General features: G+C 43.2%; 23 protein-coding genes. 20 read left to right on the forward strand and 3 right to left on the reverse strand.

Going from position 1 to position 21,975, the window contains the following annotated elements; genetic code table 11:
* Nucleotides 1-83 precede the first annotated feature (83 nt).
* The 13 genes from cysM (at nt 84) to yjgA (ending at nt 12,307) form a co-directional block, all read left to right on the forward strand.
* Nucleotides 84-1,013, forward strand: a complete 930-nt coding sequence (cysM, locus tag GWK51_RS15550; protein ID WP_161934399.1) for a cysteine synthase CysM — start codon at nt 84-86, stop codon at nt 1,011-1,013.
* A 28-nt stretch (nt 1,014-1,041) separates the two neighbouring features.
* Complete coding sequence (locus GWK51_RS15555; RefSeq protein ID WP_100242069.1) at nt 1,042-1,860, forward strand: 3'-5' exonuclease; 819 nt, start codon at nt 1,042-1,044, stop codon at nt 1,858-1,860.
* A gap of 6 nt (nt 1,861-1,866) precedes the next feature.
* Nucleotides 1,867-3,258 carry a 23S rRNA (uracil(1939)-C(5))-methyltransferase RlmD gene (rlmD, locus tag GWK51_RS15560; protein WP_161934400.1) on the forward strand — a complete coding sequence of 464 codons (1,392 nt, stop codon included), beginning with the start codon at nt 1,867-1,869 and terminating at the stop codon, nt 3,256-3,258.
* Between the two features lie 29 nt (nt 3,259-3,287).
* Nucleotides 3,288-5,594, forward strand: coding sequence for a RelA/SpoT family protein (locus GWK51_RS15565; RefSeq protein ID WP_142767845.1), 2,307 nt, complete (start codon nt 3,288-3,290; stop codon nt 5,592-5,594).
* Nucleotides 5,595-5,670: 76 nt separating this feature from the next.
* The gene (mazG, locus tag GWK51_RS15570; RefSeq protein ID WP_161934401.1) at nt 5,671-6,426 is read left to right on the forward strand and encodes a nucleoside triphosphate pyrophosphohydrolase; all 756 of its coding nucleotides are present in this window, start codon (nt 5,671-5,673) and stop codon (nt 6,424-6,426) included.
* Nucleotides 6,427-6,450: 24 nt separating this feature from the next.
* Nucleotides 6,451-6,855, forward strand: a complete 405-nt coding sequence (locus GWK51_RS15575) for a ComEA family DNA-binding protein (protein WP_100242073.1) — start codon at nt 6,451-6,453, stop codon at nt 6,853-6,855.
* Between the two features lie 133 nt (nt 6,856-6,988).
* On the forward strand, nt 6,989-8,443 hold the full coding sequence (gene pcnB / locus GWK51_RS15580) for a polynucleotide adenylyltransferase PcnB (RefSeq protein WP_161934402.1): 1,455 nt from the start codon (nt 6,989-6,991) through the stop codon (nt 8,441-8,443).
* Nucleotides 8,440-8,928, forward strand: coding sequence for a 2-amino-4-hydroxy-6-hydroxymethyldihydropteridine diphosphokinase (folK, locus tag GWK51_RS15585; protein ID WP_161934403.1), 489 nt, complete (start codon nt 8,440-8,442; stop codon nt 8,926-8,928). Before pcnB ends, folK begins: the two co-directional genes overlap by 4 nt.
* A 43-nt stretch (nt 8,929-8,971) precedes the next feature.
* Nucleotides 8,972-9,781 carry a 3-methyl-2-oxobutanoate hydroxymethyltransferase gene (gene panB, locus GWK51_RS15590; protein ID WP_161934404.1) on the forward strand — a complete coding sequence of 270 codons (810 nt, stop codon included), beginning with the start codon at nt 8,972-8,974 and terminating at the stop codon, nt 9,779-9,781.
* Nucleotide 9,782: 1 nt separating this feature from the next.
* Nucleotides 9,783-10,631, forward strand: a complete 849-nt coding sequence (gene panC, locus GWK51_RS15595; RefSeq protein ID WP_161934405.1) for a pantoate--beta-alanine ligase — start codon at nt 9,783-9,785, stop codon at nt 10,629-10,631.
* A 22-nt stretch (nt 10,632-10,653) separates the two neighbouring features.
* Nucleotides 10,654-11,505 (forward strand): RNase adapter RapZ, encoded by an 852-nt coding sequence (gene rapZ, locus GWK51_RS15600; protein WP_100242078.1) that lies wholly within the window; start codon nt 10,654-10,656, stop codon nt 11,503-11,505.
* A complete protein-coding gene (locus GWK51_RS15605) occupies nt 11,502-11,771 on the forward strand; it encodes an HPr family phosphocarrier protein (RefSeq protein ID WP_100242079.1) in 270 nt (89 codons plus the stop codon). Before rapZ ends, GWK51_RS15605 begins: the two co-directional genes overlap by 4 nt.
* 2 nt (nt 11,772-11,773) lie before the next feature.
* The gene (gene yjgA / locus GWK51_RS15610) at nt 11,774-12,307 is read left to right on the forward strand and encodes a ribosome biogenesis factor YjgA (protein ID WP_142767852.1); all 534 of its coding nucleotides are present in this window, start codon (nt 11,774-11,776) and stop codon (nt 12,305-12,307) included.
* A gap of 92 nt (nt 12,308-12,399) precedes the next feature.
* Here the strand turns inward: yjgA and GWK51_RS15615 are convergent, their stop codons facing one another.
* Nucleotides 12,400-14,043, reverse strand: coding sequence for an acyl-CoA synthetase (locus GWK51_RS15615; protein ID WP_161934406.1), 1,644 nt, complete (start codon nt 14,041-14,043; stop codon nt 12,400-12,402).
* A 491-nt stretch (nt 14,044-14,534) separates the two neighbouring features.
* Between GWK51_RS15615 and thrS the strand changes: the two genes are divergently transcribed.
* The 5 genes from thrS (at nt 14,535) to GWK51_RS15640 (ending at nt 18,911) form a co-directional block, all read left to right on the forward strand.
* Nucleotides 14,535-16,457 carry a threonine--tRNA ligase gene (gene thrS / locus GWK51_RS15620; RefSeq protein WP_161934407.1) on the forward strand — a complete coding sequence of 641 codons (1,923 nt, stop codon included), beginning with the start codon at nt 14,535-14,537 and terminating at the stop codon, nt 16,455-16,457.
* Between the two features lie 5 nt (nt 16,458-16,462).
* A complete protein-coding gene (infC, locus tag GWK51_RS15625; protein ID WP_100242083.1) occupies nt 16,463-17,014 on the forward strand; it encodes a translation initiation factor IF-3 in 552 nt (183 codons plus the stop codon).
* Between the two features lie 195 nt (nt 17,015-17,209).
* Complete coding sequence (locus GWK51_RS15630; RefSeq protein ID WP_161934408.1) at nt 17,210-17,827, forward strand: glutathione S-transferase N-terminal domain-containing protein; 618 nt, start codon at nt 17,210-17,212, stop codon at nt 17,825-17,827.
* A 357-nt stretch (nt 17,828-18,184) separates the two neighbouring features.
* Nucleotides 18,185-18,478, forward strand: coding sequence for a hypothetical protein (locus GWK51_RS15635; protein WP_142767856.1), 294 nt, complete (start codon nt 18,185-18,187; stop codon nt 18,476-18,478).
* Between the two features lie 4 nt (nt 18,479-18,482).
* Entirely contained in the window at nt 18,483-18,911 is a 429-nt protein-coding gene (locus GWK51_RS15640) for a YqaA family protein (RefSeq protein ID WP_161934409.1), read from the forward strand.
* A gap of 90 nt (nt 18,912-19,001) precedes the next feature.
* Here GWK51_RS15640 and GWK51_RS15645 read toward each other — a convergent pair whose 3' ends face one another.
* Together GWK51_RS15645 and GWK51_RS15650 are read right to left on the reverse strand one after the other, a co-directional pair.
* Entirely contained in the window at nt 19,002-19,739 is a 738-nt protein-coding gene (locus GWK51_RS15645) for a TonB family protein (protein ID WP_161934410.1), read from the reverse strand.
* 105 nt (nt 19,740-19,844) lie between these two features.
* Nucleotides 19,845-21,098 carry an MFS transporter gene (locus GWK51_RS15650; protein WP_161934411.1) on the reverse strand — a complete coding sequence of 418 codons (1,254 nt, stop codon included), beginning with the start codon at nt 21,096-21,098 and terminating at the stop codon, nt 19,845-19,847.
* Between the two features lie 236 nt (nt 21,099-21,334).
* On the opposite strand from GWK51_RS15650, the gene rpmI reads away from it, so the two are divergent.
* Both rpmI and rplT read left to right on the forward strand, forming a co-directional pair.
* Entirely contained in the window at nt 21,335-21,529 is a 195-nt protein-coding gene (rpmI, locus tag GWK51_RS15655) for a 50S ribosomal protein L35 (RefSeq protein ID WP_001096359.1), read from the forward strand.
* A 12-nt stretch (nt 21,530-21,541) separates the two neighbouring features.
* Complete coding sequence (gene rplT / locus GWK51_RS15660) at nt 21,542-21,901, forward strand: 50S ribosomal protein L20 (protein WP_004675688.1); 360 nt, start codon at nt 21,542-21,544, stop codon at nt 21,899-21,901.
* Nucleotides 21,902-21,975: the final 74 nt, after the last annotated feature.

The following is a 21,975-nucleotide window of genomic DNA, read 5'->3' on the forward strand; positions in this document are numbered from 1 at the left end:
ACTTTCATGAAAAACCCTGCGAAATGGGTGCAGGGACATGCATTTTTTCATACAATACCCGCACCTCGATCAAGGTGCACACCATGAGTAACACAACCCCCGATTTTCAAGCAGATGAATTTTTGTTGGACCACTATGTAGGAAAAACACCTTTGGTGCGTTTACAACGTCTGGCAAGTCACACGCAAGCCACGGTTTTGGCAAAATTAGAAGGCAACAACCCAGCGGGTTCAGTCAAAGACCGTCCAGCCTATAACATGATTATGCAGGCAGAAAAGCGTGGACAAATTCGACCTGGGGATACTTTGATTGAGGCAACCAGTGGTAATACAGGCATTGCCTTGGCGATGGTTGCAGCAATGCGCGGTTATCAGATGAAACTGATCATGCCAAACAACATGAGCCAAGAACGTAAAGATGCCATGCGTGCCTATGGGGCCGAGTTGATTGAAGTCACTCAGCAACAAGGCATGGAAGGTGCACGTGATTTGGCCTTGCAGATGCAAGCTGAAGGCAAGGGTTTGGTGTTGAATCAGTTTGGCAATCCAGACAATGTCGAAGCACATTACTTGACCACAGGTCCAGAAATCTGGCAACAAACCGCTGGCAAGATCACGCATTTTGTCAGTGCCATGGGCACGACGGGCACCATTATGGGCGTATCCAAATATCTAAAAGAACAAAATCCTGACATTCAAATTGTCGGTTTGCAGCCTGAAGATGGTTCCAGCATTGCGGGTATTCGCCGTTGGCCACAAGAATACTTGCCGACCATTTTTGATCGTAGCCGTATTGACCGCATTATGGATATTCCACAAATTGAAGCGGAAAAAACCATGCGTAAGCTAGCGCAAAAAGAAGGCATCAGTGCGGGAACGTCATCGGGTGGTGCAGTGTGGGCATCCCTACGTATTGCAGAAGAAAACCCAGATGCAGTGATTGTCTGCATTATCTGTGACCGTGGTGACCGTTATCTATCAACGGGCTTGTTCTCAGTACAAGATCCTGAATAATTTAAGATTGATTATATAGAGATTAAAGATGCGCTTACCTGTTCTTGTTTTTGACATTGAAACCATGACGGACTTGAAGTCTGGGGCGCATCTTTATGGTCTGGACTTGCCCGAAGCAGATTTGCAGCAGGCACTCACCAAGTTGCGTCGCCAAGAATCGGGGATGGACTTTCAGCGCTTAGCTTTACATGAAATTGTCTGCATTTCAGGTTTATGGATTGATGAGCTGGGGGCGATGAAACTGTTTTCGTTTAGTCGGGAACAGTATTCAGAAGCTGAGATCTTAAAGAAATTTCTCTCGATTTTTGATAAGAAGCATCCGACTTTAGTGAGCTGGAATGGTTCGCAGTTTGATTTGCCCGTGATTTTGTTCCGAGCCATGTATCATGGTTTATCTGCATCAAGTCTGTTCGATCAAGGTGAGATTGATCATCAGAAGAAGTATAATAACTACCAAAATCGCTACCATCAGCGTCATGTCGATTTAATGGATGTGATGGCGATGTTTAATTTGCGCCATTTCCAAAAACTGGATGATGTTGCCCATCTTTTAGGTTTCCCTGGGAAGCGTGGCGATGGTGGTTACCATGTGCCCGAATATGTTCGGTTACAACAATGGCAGGATTTAACTGGCTATTGTGAGGGCGATGTATTAAATACATGGCTGATCTATTTACGCTGGTTGTTATTGAAAGGTCAATTACAGCAGCAAGAGCATCAGGCTTGGATTCAGGCGAGCATTCAGTTGTTACAGTCTCATCCACAACATGCTGATTTTCTGAATATTTGGCGCCAAACGTCATTGCAGACTGAATTTACAGCATCCGATTTTCACCATTCAAACTAGGTTTTCATGAAGCATCGTCAGCATACCCGTCCAAGTCAGCAACCGATTTATACTTTTCAGGTTGAGACACTTTCACATGAAGGACGTGGAATTGCCCACTATGGTACGGATGCCGCACACCCTGTTGAAAAGCACGGCAAGAAAGTCTTTATTGCTCAGGCACTTCCTGGGGAAACTGTTCGTGCCAAAATTACGCATAGCAATAAGCGCTTGGAAGAGGCGGATTGCATCGAAGTTTTGGGTACGCCATCAAGCTTAAGAGTGAAGCCCGCTTGTCCGCATTTTCATGCCTGTGGCGGTTGTAGTTTGCAACATATTGAAAAAGACGAGCAGATTCGCTTCAAACAGGATGTACTGAAATCACATTTACAGCATTTTGCAGGTTTACAGCCTGAAGAATGGCTGGCACCGATTCGTTCATTACGAGAAGACTACCGCCGTAAAGCGCGAATTGGCGTGCGCTATTTCCCACAGCGTGATCAATTGATTGTGGGGTTTCGTGAAAAGCAAAGTAATAAACTGACGTCGATTGACCGTTGTCTGGTACTGGATCAGGCTTTTGGTTCAATTACCCGTTTAAAACAGTTACTCCAAAGTCTAACAGCCAAAGCCGCGATTGGGCATATAGAATTGGCAATGGGGGATCAGGATATTGCCTTACTGATTCGCCATACAGAAAAATTATCGGACCATGATGTCAACCAATTAAAACAGTTTACGTTACAGAAACAATGGCAATTGTATTTGCAGCCCGCAGGTCCAGACAGCATACAACGTGTGGATCAAGTACAGGCTGAAATGCGTTTACATTATGCTTTACCTGACTTTGATGTGAATTTTAGCTTTAGTCCACTCGATTTTACGCAGGTGAACTCAACTGTAAATCCGCAAATGGTCAAGCTGGCATGTGAATTGCTTCAGCTGCAACAAGGTGATCGCGTTTTGGATCTCTTTTGTGGACTTGGTAACTTCTCTTTACCCCTCGCACGTTGTGTTGGACCGACAGGACAGGTGATTGCGGTCGAAGGAAGTGATGAAATGGTTCAACGTGGGCAAGACAATGCACGTCGCAATGCTATGACCAATGTTGAGTTCTTTTCACAAGATTTAACAAAAGATTTTTCGCATCATTCTTGGGCAAAACAGGGATTTGATGCATTATTGATAGACCCTCCGCGCTCTGGAGCGGAAGAGGTAATGCATTATGTTCCTAAATTTAATGCAAAAAAAATCGTTTATGTTTCATGTAATCCAGCAACACTGGCAAGGGATGCGGGTGTTTTGGCACAACATGGCTATCGATTAAAAAAGGCGGGTGTGATGGATATGTTTACGCATACTGAACATGTCGAATCAATTGCCTTATTTGAGCAAGAAAAAGAGATAAACGATTTATAATATGAATGATCATTTCGTAGGAGAAGGGTATGGTCACAGTACGTGAGCAATTGCCTGGACGACTCAACGAGTTGTCTGAGGAAGCGACTGTAGAGCATGCCGAACAAGCTCAGCTGGATTTAGCCGAATGGTTAGATCGAGTACGCAGCATTTTAGACGGGGCAGCGCTCAAGCAACTCGAAGAAGTTGCCAAAGAGACGCTGCAAAAAGAGTTAGAATCCACCACCAATCATCGATCGAATACCTTTTATACGGGTATTGAAATGGCTGATATTTTGGCACATTTACATGTCGATGAAGATACCCTTTCTGCTGCAATGTTGTACCGCAGTGTTCGTGAAGGACTCATGAGCATTGATTTTGTACGAGAACATTTTGGCGAACAAGTCTATGGCTTGGTCAAAGGTACCCTGTCGATGGGTAAGCTTTCCGAGCTGATTGAACAAAATAAACGTTTAGAAGACCATTTTAATAATGATCAGCGTGAACATTTGACTGGCATCTATAAGATGTTGATTTCAGTCACTGAAGATGTTCGTGTTGTCCTGATTAAGCTGGCGGAACGTACCTATGCGTTGCGTGAATTGGCGAAATCATCGCGTGAGCGCCAAGAGCGTGTAGCACGAGAAATTCTCACCATTTACTCACCTTTGGCTCACCGTTTGGGGATTGCACAATTAAAGTGGGAGCTGGAAGATTTAGCCTTTCGTTATCTGGCACCAGAACGCTATAAAGAAATTGCATCCTTACTCAACGAAAAGCGCTTAGAGCGCGAACACTATATTCAGTTCGTGATTGATAAGCTCAAGAATGAGTTGGCTGAACATGGTATTGAAGCCGAGATCAATGGTCGGGTCAAACACATCTATTCGATTTATCGTAAGATGAAAAGTAAGAACCTGAGCTTCGATCAGCTGTATGACATCCGTGCAGTGCGTGTATTGGTGAAGTCGGTTCCAGAATGCTATCACTCGTTGGGCATTGTGCATCAAATTTGGCGACATATTCCGCATCAATTTGATGACTACATTACCAATCCGAAAGCCAACGGTTATCGCTCATTGCATACCGCTGTGATTGCGGAAAACAAATCACTGGAAGTACAAATCCGTACCCGTGATATGCATGAAGAAGCAGAACTTGGGGTATGTTCGCACTTTAATTATAAAGAAGGCGCGAAAACCACTGACCGCTCTTTCAATCATCGTTTACATTCATTGCGTTCAGTCTTGGAACACTACCAAGAGCGCAATGATGCCAGCGCGCATAAAGAAGATGAAGATTCTGAGAACTTTGAACAGATTCAAGAGTTTGAAGATTTTGAGAAAATTTATGTGTTTAGCCGTGATGGTGATATTAAAGAATTGCCACGTGGTTCGACCGTGCTGGATTTTGCCTACCATGTGCATACTGAGGTTGGTAACAAGTGCTATGCGGCACGTGTAAACCAACGCTATGTACCGCTGACCTATACTTTAAAAACGGGTGAGCAAGTTGAGATTTTAACCAAGAAAGACCGTGAGCCAAACCGTGACTGGTTGGTGAACTCGTTGGGTTATATCAAGACTGCACGTGCGCGTGACAAGTTACGCCATTGGTTCCGTCAGCAAGATCGCAGTAAGAATCTGGAAATTGGTCGCGATATTCTGAACAAAGAACTTTCGCGTCTGGCCATCCATCCAAAAAGTATCGATTTAAGCGACTACTGTAATCACTTTAATGTGAAAACAGGGGATGACATTCTGATTAACTTGGTGAGCGGTGATATTAGCCTGCATGCCTTGATGAATCAGGTTAATCGTCATATGCATCTGGATCAGGATGAGCCTGAGCTGGTGCTCAAGCCTGCTTTGAATCCACGTGCTAGCCATACTTTATCGGCACATGGGATTCTGATTGATGGCTTGGACAATGTGGAATTGCATGTTGCACAATGCTGTCAACCCGTCCATGGTGAATCGATTGGCGGTTATATCACCCTGAATCGAGGGGTCAGCATTCATAAAGTGGCATGCCCAGACTACGTGCGTATGATCGGTCAGGAACCTGAGCGTGCCGTCGAAGCAGATTGGGAAATGCAGCCAACTCGCGGTCAAAGTGTGCAGATTGTGGTGGAAGCCTATGACCGTCGTGGTTTGCTGAAAGATCTGACCCAAGTGATTTTCTCTGATCAGATTAATATCCGTCAGGTGAATACCATTTCCGAAGCGGACGGTATTGCCAATATGAAGCTGTTGATTGAGGTCAAAGGTTTGGCGCAGTTGTCACGCTTGTTGGCCCGTTTAGAGCAGCAACCTGGAATTATCAGTGCCCGTCGTTTAATTCAAGGGAATTAAGCGCATTCAAAAGCCTGCCTAGAGCAGGCTTTTTTATCGATGTTTTTTTAAATTTTGAATAGAGAGCAAGTCAGAGATGGAACAGCTATTGGCGGTGATGCGTGAATTACGTGAAAAATGCCCATGGGATCAAAAGCAAACGCCCAATAGTTTAACGCCTTATGCGATTGAAGAAGCCTATGAAGTCGAGGCTGCTGTACGTTCGGGCGATGTGCAGCATATCAAGGAAGAGCTGGGTGATTTGTTGCTGCAAGTGGTGTTTCAATCGCAAATGTACAGCGAGCAAGGGGCATTTAATTTTCAGGACGTGGTGCAGGGGATTACTGAAAAACTGATTCGTCGGCATCCACATGTTTTTCAGGCTGAACAGTTTAATCAGTTGACCGCAGAGGAAGTATCCACCCTGTGGAAGCAAATCAAGCAGCAAGAGAAACAAGGGAAACCGCAAGCACGTTTAGATCAGATCAAACATGGTCCTGCTTTACAACAAGCCGAACAGATCCAAAAAAATGCTGCGCAGATTGGTTTTGATTTTCCCAATGTGGTAGATGCCTATGCCAAATTGGAAGAGGAATTGGAAGAATTACAACAAGCTGTTCAGCAACAAAATCTCGATGAAATACAGGCAGAATTTGGCGACTGTTTGTTTTCTTTAATCAATGTTGGACGTAAACTATGCGTCAATAATGAGATCGCGCTGTTAGGCACCATCGATAAATTTAGAACACGCTTTGCTTACATTGAAGATCAGGCACACCTGCAAAATAAAACTCTTGAGCAGATGTCTTTGGTTGAAATGGACCAACTGTGGGAGCAGGCGAAAAAACTATGACTTGATAATAAATATAGGCATGTTATGCAACTGAATTTTAATGCACATCGTATTGTAGGATTTGTCACGCTTTTTATCGTGCTGGTTTTGGGATGGACGTCTGCTAGCGCACAAAAATTTGACCAGCAATATTTGAATTGGAAAGCCCAGCAACAGGCTCAAGATGCTCGCTTAAGTAGTTCCAATAGCGATGCAAATTATTACTTATCCAAACCGAGTCTCACTTCTACATCGGGTAACAAAATTCGTTTAAACAGTGCGAGTGCTGAGCAATTGCAACAGTTGTCTGGCATTGGTGAGAAAAAGGCGGAAGCGATCTTGCAGTATCGTCAGCAACATGGAAAATTCAAAAGCATTGATGAGTTGCAGAATATCAAAGGGATTGGACCTAAACTGCTGCAGAAAAATAAAGACCGATTAGCCCTCTAAACTTTGCTTTTGGAGGATTGATACTCAATATTCACGATTGTGTTGAGATAATCAAATTGCCCTTTGATTGTGTTAGAGATATGATTAGCACCATCTTAGATATTTTACGTTCAGGCGTAGGAGACAGCGTCTTTTGCAAACTTTGCGCGCGTCAAAATGTGGTTTATCCACCGCTCAATTACCTGCTTCAATTCTTGATGTGATTGATGCCTTAACCAAGGCAGGCTACGAAGCATATATCGTAGGGGGCGGTGTTCGCGACTTAATGTTAGGCCTTAATCCGAAAGATTATGATGCCGTAACCAATGCCACACCTTCACAAATTAAAGAAGTGTTCGGTCGTCGTTGCCGTATTATTGGGCGTCGTTTCGAGTTGGCTCATGTTTATTCTGGGCGCGAACTGATTGAAGTTGCGACATTCCGTGCACCACCTAAAAAAGCAGTGACTTCCGCAGCAGGGATGATCTTGCGTGATAATAATTGGGGCACCATTGAGCAAGATTTTGCTCGCCGTGACTTCTCAATCAATGCGCTTTACTACCAACCACGTAAAGGCATTGTGCTCGACTTCTGTCATGCAGTAGAAGATATTCAAAGCCGTACTTTACGTTTACTTGGTGATCCTCAGTTACGTTTCGAGGAAGATCCAGTGCGCATGCTGCGTGCATTGCGCTTCTCTGCCAAATTAAAATTTAGTATTGATCCAAAGATTCTCGAAATTTTTACACCTGAACGGACGCAACTTTTGCGTGATGTTTCACCGCACCGTCTTTATGATGAATCGCAAAAGTTGTTTACCATGGGGCACTTATATCAAGTGCTGCCAATGTTGATTGACTTTGGCATTTGGCGTCAGTTATTTGCAGAGATTCGTCCTGAAATTACGCCGTTTATTGAGCGTGCCGCAAAAAATACTGATCAACGGATTCAAATTGGTAAAACCATTAACCCTGCATTTTTCTACGCGGTGTTGTTGTGGAAACCCTTCTTAGAGCGTTGTGATTTTTATCTGCAAAAAGGTGTGGTGCCTGCTGAAGCACGTGCACAAGCGGGGCTGGATGTGCTGAAGCGTCAAGCGACACGTACGGTAATTCCACGTTTTGCGGAAACCTTTATTCGGGAAGTCTGGGAAATGCAAACCCGCTTACTCAGTCCGAAACCTCAACAAATTGAGGCACTGTCGAATCATGCGCGTTTCCGTGCTGGTTTTGACTTCCTGTTGCTGCGTGAAAAAGCAGGTGATAACACCACACAAGCGATGGGGAGTTGGTGGGATGCTTATCAGTTGATGTCGACGGACGAAAAAGAGCGTGCGATCAGTCAATATAACCGTCAGCGCGCTAAAACACGTCGTAAAGCAGCGACCCATGAGGATGTTTCTGAAACCAAATCCAGTGTGGAAATTGAACCTTTGGTTCAAGAGCAGGAAAGCCGTAGTCGTCGCAGCCGAAAAGCCAAAGCAACGGAGACCACCTCGCAAATTGTGACCAGTCAAGCTCCATCTGACGTCGGTCAGGATCATCCGATTATGAAAAGAAAACGGGTGAAACGCGATTTAAGCCAAGTGATTTTTGGGCCAACACAATGAAGATGGTCAGCTATATCGGCTTAGGCAGTAATTTGGGTGATTCGCGTCAAATCCTGACTGAAGCTATTCAAAAATTAGCAAGTTTAGGCTCGGTTCAAACTTCTAAACTCTATCAAAGCCCGCCCATGGGTCCTCAAGATCAACCGCATTATTTGAATGCGGTCGCCCGCTTGGAAACAGACTTGCCTGCATTAAGTTTGCTGGATCAATTACAGCAATTTGAGCAGGAAGCTGGGCGTGTGCGTCTGCGCCGTTGGGGTGAGCGTACTTTAGATCTGGATGTCTTGCTCTATGGTGATGAGCAGATTCAACATGAACGTTTGACTGTGCCACATATTGGCATTTTAGAGCGCGATTTTGTGGTTATTCCCTTACTGGATTTAGACCCAAACTTACATATTCAGGGACACCGATTAGATCGCTTGGCTTTATTACAGCATACGACTTTAACTGAAGTCGCTGATCAAAACTGGGCCAACATTTAATCACTAAAGGTATGTTCTAGGAACTTCTAGAGAGGAACATCTCATGATTAGTCTGAGTGACTTAAGACAATTTAAACAAGATGGACGTAAGTTTTCATGCTTAACTTGCTACGATGCCAGCATGGCAAAAGCAATGGAACTTGCTGAAGTTGATACGATTTTAATTGGTGACTCTTTAGGAATGGCGATTCAAGGTCGTGATTCAACTTTACCAGTAACCGTTGAAGATATGGCATATCACACGGCAGCCGTGCGTCGTGGTAATCAGCATGCATTGATCATGACCGATTTGCCGTTTATGTCTTATGCGACACTCAATGATGCCTTGGCGAATGCCAAAACTGTAATGCAAGCTGGCGCACAGATGGTCAAAATTGAAGGTGGTGCTTGGTTAAGTGAAACGGTTGAAGTGTTGACTCGTAACGGTATTCCCGTCTGTGTACATTTGGGTTTAACCCCGCAATCTGTCCATGTTTTGGGTGGCTATAAGCTACAAGCACGTTCACGTGAAGCGGCAGATAAGCTGATTGCGGATTGTCAGGCTGTTGTGAATGCGGGTGCGGCAGTGTTATTGCTTGAGTGTGTGCCAGCACAGTTGGGTCAAGAAGTGACCGCGCGCTTCCCACACATTCCTGTAATTGGGATTGGTGCAGGGGTGGAAACTGATGGACAAGTCTTGGTTGTGCAAGATATGCTCGGTTTGACTTTCGGACGTGTAGCGAAATTCGTACGTAATTTTATGAAAGAGCAAGCAGGGGAAACTGCAATTTTAGATGCGTTTAAAGCCTATCATGCAGCGGTGCTTGATCAATCCTTTCCAGCCAAAGAACATACTTTTCAAGTAGAGCTGTAACATGAAGACTGAAACAACAATACAAGGCTTAGCTGCATCATTACAACCAGCTCGTACTGCGCGAAAAATTATCGGTTTTGTGCCGACTATGGGGAATTTGCACCAAGGGCATTTGAACCTTGTGCGCGAAGCACGAAAACTTTGTGATGTGGTGGTGGTGAGTATCTTTGTTAATCCAATTCAATTTGGACCGAATGAAGACTTTGATAATTATCCACGTACTTTGGATCAAGACAGTCAGCTTTTGGCAGATGTCGGTTGTGATATTATTTTTGCACCATCAGTGGAGCAAATGTACGGTAAACAGCCACGTTTAACCAATATCAGTGTTTCAAATATCACTGATGATTTGTGTGGTAAACAACGTCCAGGTCATTTTGATGGCGTGGCGGTGGTGGTCACCAAACTGTTCAATATTGTGCAGCCCAATTATGCTTTCTTTGGACAAAAAGATTTTCAGCAGTTGGCGGTGATTCGCCAGTTGGTACGTGACTTGAACATTCCGCTGGAAGTGATTGGTGTGCCCATTGCCCGTGCGGAAGATGGCTTGGCTTTAAGTTCACGTAATGGCTATTTGAGCGAAGAGCATCGTAAAACGGCACCTGTGATTTTCCAAAGTTTGAAAAAGGCAGAAGCAGAGTTACAGCAAGGCACTGATTTATCAGAAGTGTTAGAGAATATTAAAACCGCATTGACAGCAGCAGGTCTTGTTGTGGACTATGTGGAAGCACGTACACCAAACTTGCAAGCAATTGATCTGTTTGATCAGGATCTTGTATTGTTTGTAGCGGCAAAATTGGGCACAACCCGACTCATCGATAATTTGCAGGTTAAGCATACTGCAGCATAAAACATCAAGGAATAGCTTTGCCATGAAGCGCATTTTGATTGTGACAGGACAATCTGGTTCAGGTAAGTCATCTGCATTGCAGGTACTGGAAGATTTAGGTTATTACTGCATTGACAATTTGCCTTTGGCATTGTTGCCCGAGATTGTCGAGAAGCTGGATCATGAAAATAATCTAGAGCAGCTTGCACTTGGGGTTGATGTCCGCAGTACCCGTGCCGACTTACAAGAGTTCGATCATGTTTTTGAGTTGTTGTTAAGGCATGGGACGGTCGATATTATCTATTTGACCACACGTGATCAGGAGTTGATTGCACGTTTTAGTGCTTCAAGACGTCCGCATCCGTTATCCAATCGTTTTAAAAGTTTGAATGAATGTATACAGGAAGAAAAAACCTTATTACTTCCGATACAATTGCGTTCCACAGTACATATTGATACAACGGATAAAAGTGTGCATGATTTGAAGCATACTTTATTGTCTAAACTTGGACAGTCCGATAACTTAATTGTGATTTTGCAGTCATTTGGTTATAAGCACGGCATTCCTTTAGATGCCGACTATGTCTTTGATGTGCGTCATTTACCCAATCCGCATTGGGATTTAGAGTTGCGGAAATATTCTGGCTTAGATATACCCGTACAAAATTTTTTAGAACAAAGCCCACAGACCAATGAAATGTTTAAAGACATTTATCATTTTTTGGACAAGTGGTTGCCTGCATTTGCAGAGGGGCATCGTCACTACATGACGATCTCAATTGGCTGTACAGGTGGACAGCATCGTTCTGTTTATATTGTGGATAGACTGAAAAAAGCCCTTGAGGAAAATTGGTCTATTCAGGTCCTACATCGAGAAATGAAGCACTGGTCATGATTGACACAACTGTTGACGTAATTAATAAACTAGGGTTACATGCGCGTGCATCTGGCAAACTCATTGAAGTAACCACCAAATTCAAGTCATCTATTCAAATTGGAAAAGGTGATAAATTGGTCGATGCGAAAAACATTATGTCTTTACTGATGCTTGGCGCAGGTAAAGGCACCACTTTACGTTTAGTGATTGATGGGGCAGATGAAGAAAAAGCACTGTCTGAAGTTCAAGCACTATTTGCAGCAAAATTTTACGAGGCAGATTAACCGTGGCACGTCGACCGAACCGTTTTACTGACGAAGACTTCGAAACTTTAGAAGGACGTGCAAGTAAAACCGAACAAAAGAAAGCAGTCCAGCGTATGGCTGCTTTAGGTGAACAGTTGGCGCAACTGAGTCCAAAACAAATTCAGCAACTTCCTGTGGATGAGCGTTTGATTGACGCCATCTTGGATGCGCAAACCATTACCTCGCATGAAGCACGTCGTCGCCAATTTCAACGTGTAGGCAAGTTGTTGCGTAATGAAGATGAAACTGTGATCTTGTCGTATTTAACGCCACAGCAGGGTGCGAAGAAAACAGCGCAGTTGCAGCGCTGGGTCGATCGTATCATTAAAGATGGTGATCCGATCATTAATGAATTCTGCAAAGTGTATAACGCTGCAGAACGTCATACCATCCGTCAGCATACTTTGCGTATTCACCGCGATATGGCCAAAGAGATGAGTGAGGCTGAACTGGCTGAGTCTAAACTCAAACTATTTAACTATGTTCAGCAGGTTGCGTTGCTTTCTGATAACTGATCGGGTTGAATAAAAAAAAGCACTTCATTTGAAGTGCTTTTTTTTATTGGTATTGAGATCGTATATTCAGACTATAAAACCCGTACACAACTTTAACTAAACTCACCAACAGCACGTTCTTTTGCCCAGTCTCGCAGCACAAATTTCTGTAGTTTGCCTGTCGAGGTCTTTGGGATCTCAGTAATCACAATATCTTTTGGCACTTTAAAGCGTGCGAGATGTTCTTGGCAGAAGCTGATGATTTCTTCAGGGGTCACAGATTTTCCTTCTTTCAGTTCAATGAAGGCACAAGGGACTTCTTGCCAGCGTGGATCTGGTTTGGCAACCACAGCAGCCGTCAGAATGGCTGGATGTCGATACAGCACTTCTTCAACTTCTAAGGAGGAGATGTTTTCGCCCCCTGAAATAATCACATCTTTGGAGCGGTCAGTAATTTTGGCATAACCATCAGGTTGGCAAACGGCTAAATCACCAGTATGGAACCATCCGCCTTTAAAGGCTTCTGCCGTAGCATCAGGATTTTTCAGATAACCTTTCATGACAATGTTGCCGCGGAACATGATTTCACCCATGGTGGTGCCATCTTTGGGTACAGGTTCTAGCGTTTCTGGGTCAAGCACTTTCATGCCGTCTTGTAGTGGATAAGGCACACCTTGACGCGAATGTAGTTGAGCTTGTTCTTGAATGCTGAGTTCACTCCAGCCCGCTTGCGATGCACAGAGAGCAGACGGACCATAAGTTTCGGTCAGTCCGTAAACATGGGTGACATTGATGCCAATATTGCGCATACCTTCAATAATAGCAGCAGGAGGTGCGGCACCAGCCACCATCACTTCAACACGATGTTCAAATTTAATTTGCTTCTGTTCAGGTGTGTTAATCATCATCGATAACACAATTGGAGCACCACAGAAATAATCGACCTGATGTTCAGCAATCAGTTTAAAGATCAGTTCTGGATCAACCTTACGCAAGCAGATATTGGTACCACCATTGGCCGCCATGGTCCACGCAAAACACCAACCGTTGCAATGGAATAGAGGCAGGGTCCATAGGTAAGTCGCACGAGGTGTCATACCGCAAGCGATAATGTTACTGGCGGCATTAATGTATGCACCGCGATGATGATAAACCACGCCTTTAGGATTACCCGTGGTACCTGAGGTGTAATTCAGGCTAATCGCATCCCACTCATCATTGGGTAAATGCCATTCAAACTCTGCATCACCCTCAGCAAGCCAGTCTTCATATTCAATTTGCCCAATCGGGGTCGAAAAACACTGTTCGTATTCCTCATCATCGACATCAATCACATAAATGGAATGAGAAACCAAACTCAAAGCTTCTTTGGCGAGTGCTGCAAATTCAGGATCGACCAGGAGGACTTTGGTTTCGGCATGCTCCAACATGAAGGCAATAGTCTTGGCATCTAAGCGCGTATTCAGGGTATTGAGTACCGCACCAATCATCGGTACCGCAAAATGTGCTTCAATCATGGCAGGAATATTGGGTAACAGCACGGAAACCGTGTCGTTTTTACCAATGCCCAGTTTTTGCAACTGATGTGCAAACTGGCGGCAACGGTTGTAGGTTTCGCGCCAGCTGATGTGTCGCTTGCCATGAACAATCGCATCTTGATGCGGATAAATATACGCCGCGCGTTCTAAGTAGCGAAGTGGTGAAAGCGCAACAAAGTTTGCAGGGGTGCGCGGTAGTTCATCATAGGCAGCGACCATGTAATAACTCCATGTATATTTATTATCATCGATGATTTAAAGATAAGCCTTTCAGAATCGACATGCATTTATGCTTTAGTCGAGTGAGGGTTTATTTATAAGGTTATGAATTTTATGTAAAAATAATGAATAATCATCATTTAATGAATCTAAATTCATAAATGTGATTAAATTCAATCATATATGAAAAAGTAGAATGTGTGTTTATTTTTTAATCTTTATTGTCAATAGAGAGAACTACTGCGGATAAAAATAGAGATTTATGAGATGACTATTAAAAATCATTCTAAAGGCTTCAAATGCATAAAAAATGACAATTTTCTGATTGGGATGAGATTTATAGAGGGAAAAGGTTTTATCCAACCCTGAACACGTGTAAAATTCTTAGCAGTTTTTTATACACCGTTTTTATCTTTTGAGGTTCTGCCTCGATCATAATCTCGCGGTGACATGCTCCATGGTACGGGGCATCACTCCTTAAGGATTTTTTTATGCCAATTATCACTTTGCCAAATGGCGATCAAAAACAGTTTGATCAAGCCGTATCTGTGATGGACGTTGCGTTAAGCATTGGTCCTGGTCTTGCAAAAAATACAGTTGCAGGTCGTGTGAATGACCGCTTAGTGGATGCATCGGATTTAATTACCGAAGATGCAACGCTGCAAATTATTACGCCTAAAGATGATGAAGGTGTAGAAATCATCCGTCACTCTTGTGCGCACCTGGTGGGTCATGCAGTTAAGCAGCTTTTCCCAGAAGCAAAGATGGTGATTGGTCCAGTCATTGAAGATGGCTTCTATTACGATATTTTCAGTGCAAAGCCATTTACGCCAGAAGACATGGCAGCGATCGAAGAGCGTATGAAAAAGCTCATCGATCAAGATTACGACGTCATTAAAAAAATGACGCCACGTGATGAGGTGATTGCAGAATTCACAGCGCGTGGTGAAGATTATAAATTGCGCTTGATTGCAGACATGCCTGAAGAAACCCAAATGGGCCTGTACTACCATCAAGATTATTTGGACATGTGTCGTGGTCCACACGTACCAAATACTAAATTTTTAAAAGCATTCAAGCTTACTAAAATGTCAGGCGCTTATTGGCGTGGTGATGCGAAAAACGAACAGCTACAACGTATTTATGGTACAGCGTGGGCAGACAAAAAACAGCTAGCGGCTTATATCAAACGCATTGAAGAAGCTGAAAAGCGTGACCACCGTAAAATTGGTAAAGCTTTAGACCTGTTCCATATGCAAGAAGAAGCGCCGGGTATGGTGTTCTGGCATCCAAACGGTTGGACCATTTACCAAGTCCTTGAACAATATATGCGTAAAGTTCAGCAGGACAATGGTTACCTCGAGATTAAAACACCACAAATCGTAGATTTTACGTTGTGGGAAAAATCGGGTCATGCAGCAAACTATGCGGACAATATGTTTACGACCCATTCTGAAAGTCGTAACTATGCAGTTAAACCAATGAACTGCCCATGTCACGTGCAAGTGTTCAACCAAGGCTTGAAATCTTACCGTGATTTGCCAATCCGTTTAGCGGAGTTTGGTTCATGTCACCGTAACGAGCCATCTGGTTCATTGCACGGCATTATGCGTGTACGTGGATTTACTCAAGATGATGCGCATATTTTCTGTACCAAAGAACAAATCGGTGCTGAAGTTGCAGACTTTATTAAACTGACTTTAGATGTTTATAAAGACTTTGGCTTTGAAGAAGTGCAAATGAAATTGTCGACTCGTCCAGAAAAACGTGTCGGTGATGATGCGCTTTGGGATATGGCTGAGAAATCACTGGCTGATGCTTTGGATGCTGCGGGTCTGGCTTGGGAGCTGCAACCAGGTGAAGGCGCATTCTATGGTCCGAAAATCGAATTCTCGCTAAAAGACTGCTTAGGCCGTGTATGGCAATGTGGTACAATTCAGTGTGACTTTAACTTACCAGAACGTTTAGATGCATCATATGTCACAGAAGACAATGATCGTGATCAACCTGTGATGTTGCACCGTGCAATTCTTGGCAGTTTTGAGCGTTTTATTGGTATACTTATTGAACACTATGCGGGCTTTATGCCACCATGGTTAGCGCCAGTACAAGCATGTGTGATGAATATTACCGATTCTCAGGCTGAAGCTTGTGAGTCTGTCGTTGCTAAACTTAAAGAAAGCGGTATTCGCGCGATTTCCGACTTGAGAAATGAGAAAATCGGCTTTAAGATTCGTGAACGTACATTAGAGCGTATTCCATACTTACTGGTTCTTGGCGACCGTGAAGTAGAGGAAGGTACAGTGAACGTGCGTACCCGCTCTGGAAAAAATTTGGGTACTATGTCAATCGACGCTTTCGTTGACTTAGTAAAAGCAGCCGTTGCCGAACGCGGCCGGTACATTGTGGAGTAACAGCGATTAAACAGCCTGACCGTAATCAACAGGGCGGTAACAAATCAAACCGTCCTGCTTTGAATGATGAAATTCGTGCGAAAGAAGTTCGTCTTGTCGACGAAAATGGTGAGCAAAAAGGTATTGTGAGCTTGGCAGATGCATTGCGCGCTGCTGAAAGTGTTGACCTTGATCTTGTAGAGATTGTGGCAAACGCTGAACCACCTGTTTGTAAAATCATGGACTTCAATAAGCATTTGTTTGATCTGAAGCAAAAGCAGAAAGAAGCGAAGAAAAAACAACATCAAGTGCAGGTTAAAGAAATCAAACTCCGCCCTGCAACGGATGTTGGTGATTACAACGTAAAATTACGTGCAATTATCAAGTTCCTTGAAGAAGGCAACAAGGTAAAAATCACATTACGCTTCCGTGGTCGTGAAATGGCTCACCAGCAGTTAGGTTTGGCTCAATTGCAAAAAGTTGAAGCTGACGTGGCTGAAGTTGGTATTGTAGAGCAAGCACCAAAAATGGAAGGCCGTCAAATGGGTATGTTACTTGGACCGAAAAAGAAAAAGTAATGCTCCGTTTGAAAAAAAGCACTGCATTGGCAGTGCTTTTTTTTGCAGAAAAGAAAGAGAATTTAAGCTCATTAAATCTGGATTTTATGGATATCGTTAAAGGTGAAATTCATCATTTGAGACTGCTGTAGTAAGAAAAAGCATGCTATAACTACAGCTTCATTCAACCAAGCTAAGTAAAAAGATAGGGTAAAAATGATTGATTTATATTATTGGGGTACACCCAATGGGCATAAAATTACCATCGCATTAGAAGAAATGGGCTTGGAGTATCAAATTTTTCCCATCAATATTTTGGAAAATGATCAGTTTCAGCCTGATTTCTTGAGAATTTCTCCGAATAATAAAATTCCTGCCATTGTGGATCAGGATGGGCCGAATGGAGAATCAATTTCGGTGTTTGAGTCGGGTGCAATTTTACAATACTTGGGACGTAAAACAGGCTTATATTATCCGACGGATGAGCAAGCGCGAGTTGAAGTTGAGCAGTGGTTAATGTGGCAAAAAGGTGGGTTTGGACCGATGTTGGGGCAAAATCATCATTTTAGTCGTTTTGCACCAGAGCATATTCCTTATGCTGCTGCACGTTATGTCAATGAAACAAAGCGTCTGTACGGGGTTTTGGATAAACAGTTGATCGGTCAGCAATATGTTGCGGGTGAGTATTCAATTGCAGATATGGCAATCTTGCCGTGGATTGCGCGTCATGAATGGCAGCAGATTCAATTGGAAGATTATCCGAATGTGCAAGAATATTATGAGCGATTAACTGCGCGTCCTGCTGTGCAAAGAGCATTGGCGATTCAGGTGTAACATCAAGTGTGGAGGGGGTGCACTATAAACCTCCACAAGAAAGTATATTTTCAGACGTTGAGCCTTTTAAGCAAAACAGAAGCTTTATATCAAGTATTCATAAAGTTACACAGCACTCATCACATCTTGAGCATAATTTTTCTAGAAAGCAGGTTTTGCACTTTTGATGGGCTTTAAAGGTTTTAGGAAGTCTCTATTTTTCCTTGGCATTTATTCACCTAGATGATGGCTTATGTCTCTTTTGTATCTGAGACATGAAAGGAAGATTTTTGCTCTCAGGCGGATACCTTCATTATGTTAATATCTGCCACTTACCCAGCATTTTTTGTGATTTCCAGATTTGGAAGTCAGTAGGTTGTGATGAAAGCATTTTTTTTGAATTTAACCCGCATCATTGAAGCGAATCCTAAAATTTATATCAGTATTATTGTGGGAATAGCAGGCTGTTGTATGTTATTCGTTGCAGAAGCCGTGCATGTTCAAAAAATTGTGGAATTACTGAATACCAAGAATCAAACCATCTTACGTGCAGCCATTGAGCCAATTTCAGATAAATACACGCTGGCGCGCAGTGTGTTATTGATCTTCACATTTATTTGGTCAGCTTATGAATATCGTTCGACCAAGAAAAAGTTAGGCTTGTCTTCATAACCTCATGTGGGCTTTAGGGCTTTTATTTCTTTCGGCTTTTGGCGCTGCGACTTTATTGCCCTTACAGTCTGAGGCAGTGTTGTTGGGTTTACTGGCAGAGGGCAGTCATTCTGCTGTTGTGCTGATTGCTGTGGCGAGTTTGGGAAATGTTCTGGGTTCTTGTGTAAACTGGTATTTGGGCTTCAAGATTGAGCATTATAAGCACAAGAAGTGGTTTCCCGTTTCTGAACAAAAAATGCTGCAAGCACAAGTTATATATCAAAAATATGGTTTTTGGTCACTGCTGTTAAGCTGGGTGCCGATTATCGGAGATCCGATTACGTTAATTGCAGGATTGTTAAAAGAAAACTTCATTCGTTTTTTGTTGATGGTGATACTGGCGAAAACTGGGCGCTATGTGGTGCTGTATTGTATTTTTATTGGTTGGTTCTAGTATTTGAAGTTTGGCTTGATGAGGTTGTGAATCATAACCAGAAATCTATCGCAATCATAAAGAGGGAGGAAGAGTTCCTCCCTGAATTCCTTAAGAACATTGGTTTAGCTTGAACTGAATTTCGTCTTTAAAGCTAGATTTTTTATAAAGCCATAAGGTAGAGGCGCTACGTTTCACTGCAACTTGGCTGTTCCTTACGGCTTGGATGATATTTTGGTCGAGTGCATAAAGACCAGAACCTTGGTTGATTTTGACTTTTTTTACATCACCGTGTTTATCGACTTTAAAGCTAAACTTGATCTTACGATCATGTTGATTCAAATCATCACGGCTCAGTTCAAGGTGTGGTTGTTTCGTGTAAGAGAACTTCACTTTTTGTTGCTGTTGTTGTGTCAGCCAGTTTTTAGAATTAAAGCCGTAGTTGCATTCAGCCTGTTCTTGTTCCAAATTTAAACTAAAGGTTTGATAGCCAATAATTGGTAGCGTGGTATCTTCCACTGTATAAGGTTGTACACGCGCCTTACGTACCGCTTGAATCAAAACTTCATCTAGGTTTTTTAAGCCTGTACTTTCCTGAACACTGGCTTGTGTAATTTTTCCAGTCTCATCTGCATAAATACGCAAGATGGCTGCGCGATTCTGTCCCTTTAAATCCTCCTTGTTGTATTGAGGTTGAGGAAAAGTCGTCCATTGAATACGGGTGGTTAAATGGGCAGGTAAAGCCGTACTTTTTTGGACTGCCAATTGTGAGGTACTGGCTTTTTCTGCGCTATAGCTATGTACAAATGGGAAGATCAGAATCAAGGAAAAACAAAGCAGTTGTTTCATAAGGTCAATTAGGACATTCGTTCAAGAATGCTCATGCATAATGGTGGCTGAATTGTTGCTCAGTATTTCCTGATTTGGAAATACTGGCAAGTCTAAATTCATGTTTTATTGATCTTTTCCTTGAGTGATATCAACCCCAAATAGATCAGATGTTTTTGACCAACTGAGCCCGACCGCCAGCAGGGTCATACATCCACCCAATACAGTCGCCATAATCGTGCCCATATATCTGGCGGCTAGACCAGATTCGAATGCGCCAAGTTCATTGCTTGACGATACGAACATGCCATTGACCGCAGCCACACGTCCGCGCATATTTTCGGGTGGGTAAATTTGCAAAATGGTTTGGCGCACCACAACTGAAATACTGTCACAGGCACCAGTCATGGCTAAAGCAAATAAGGACAGCCAGAAATGGTTGGAAAAGGCAAAAACTAGGGTGAAAAGACCAAAGCCAGCCACAGCAAGCAACATGTTGCGCCAAGCATGATGGGTCGGAGGGAATCTAGTGAGTGCAATCATGGTGATGAGTGCCCCAATGGACGGTGCTGCACGTAAATAGCCTAAACCTTCAGGACCTATTTTAAGAATGTCTTCTGCAAAAATAGGCAATAAGGCAATGACACCGCCAAAGAGTACGGATACCAGATCGAGTGAAATGGCCCATAATACAATTTTGGTTTTCCAGATAAAACGAAAACCATCCCCCAAGCTTTCCCATAAATTTTCGGTTTCAATGCTGGGAAAGCTGCGCTTTTGCAATAAATTAATCAGCAGAAAACAAATGCTGAGTAATACGGCAACGCTGAGTAAACTGGTTTCACGTCCCAAATAGGCCAACATGAAGCCACCTAGCATCGGACCTAAAATGACGCCACTTTGCCAACCAATGGTGGTCCATGTGGCACCATTGGCATACAGTTCACGAGGTATTAAAAAAGGTTTTAAGGATGTTGCCGATGGATTGTAAAAACCACGAATGGTGCCTAAACCAAAAATTACGGCATAAATGCCCCAAGACAGCGTTGTGACACCGATGTGTCCTAAGCCAAAGGCGTGAAATAAGCCCCATAAAACCAGTGGAAGTGGGACTGCAAAAAATAAGCAAATTTTCATGATGCTTTGTTTATTAAAGCGATCGGCGAAGTAACCACCCCAGAGTGACAAGGCAATAAAGGGGAGAGCTTCGGCAAGCCCGATAAAGCCTAAAGTCAGCGGATCTTTGGTGATTTTATATAGGGAATAGGCCACAATAATTTCTTGAATCAGAATGGCGAGAGTGATGCAGAACTGATTTAAGGTCACAATTGAAAAATCGCGATATCTTAATGCCGCGAAAGCATCAGGGGTTGGCTTCATAATCTTGGTATTTTATCGTCATGTGATTATTGTAGCGGTTATTGATCCTTGTGATGCTGAATTATTATGATTTTTATATTAAAAATACCTTTAAAGTTATGCGTGGATTTATTGCCTAAATAATACGGTTTTTGCTTTTGTTTTGTACAAAGATGATTTAGAATAGCGCCTTCCTTACCTGCAGGTCGTTTTTGCAATGGTGCAGACGTGCCGAACAGGTGTTTAAAGAGGTTGTTATGGCTAAGTTAAAAACTCGCCGTGGTGCAGCTAAACGTTTCAAAGCGACTGCAAACGGTTTCAAGCGTAAACAAGCGTTCAAACGCCACATTTTGACCAAAAAATCTGCTAAGCGTATTCGTCAGTTACGCGGCTGTGTAATGGTTCACGTAAGTGACGTTGCTTCAGTTCGCCGTATGTGCCCATACATCTAAGGAGATTTATAAATGGCTCGTGTAAAACGTGGTGTACAGGCTCATCGCCGTCATAAAAAAATTCTTGCTCGTGCTAAAGGTTACTACGGTGCTCGTTCACGCGTTTATCGCGTAGCGTTCCAAGCAGTAATCAAAGCTGGTCAATACGCTTACCGTGACCGTCGTCAGAAGAAACGTCAATTCCGTGCTCTATGGATTGCGCGTATCAATGCTGGTGCTCGTCTAAACGGTTTGTCTTACAGCCGCATGATCGATGGCTTGAAAAAAGCTCAAGTAATCATCGACCGTCGCGTACTTGCTGACATCGCTATGCATGACGCAGTTGCATTTGCTGCTTTAGCTGAAAAAGCTAAAGGCGCATTAGCTGCTTAATCGTCTTCGGATGATTGAAAAAGACCGCTTTATGCGGTCTTTTTTTTGTCTCTAATTTCTGAATATTCCGATGG

This window comes from Acinetobacter kanungonis, assembly GCF_009939195.1.
Lineage (GTDB): Bacteria > Pseudomonadota > Gammaproteobacteria > Pseudomonadales > Moraxellaceae > Acinetobacter > Acinetobacter kanungonis.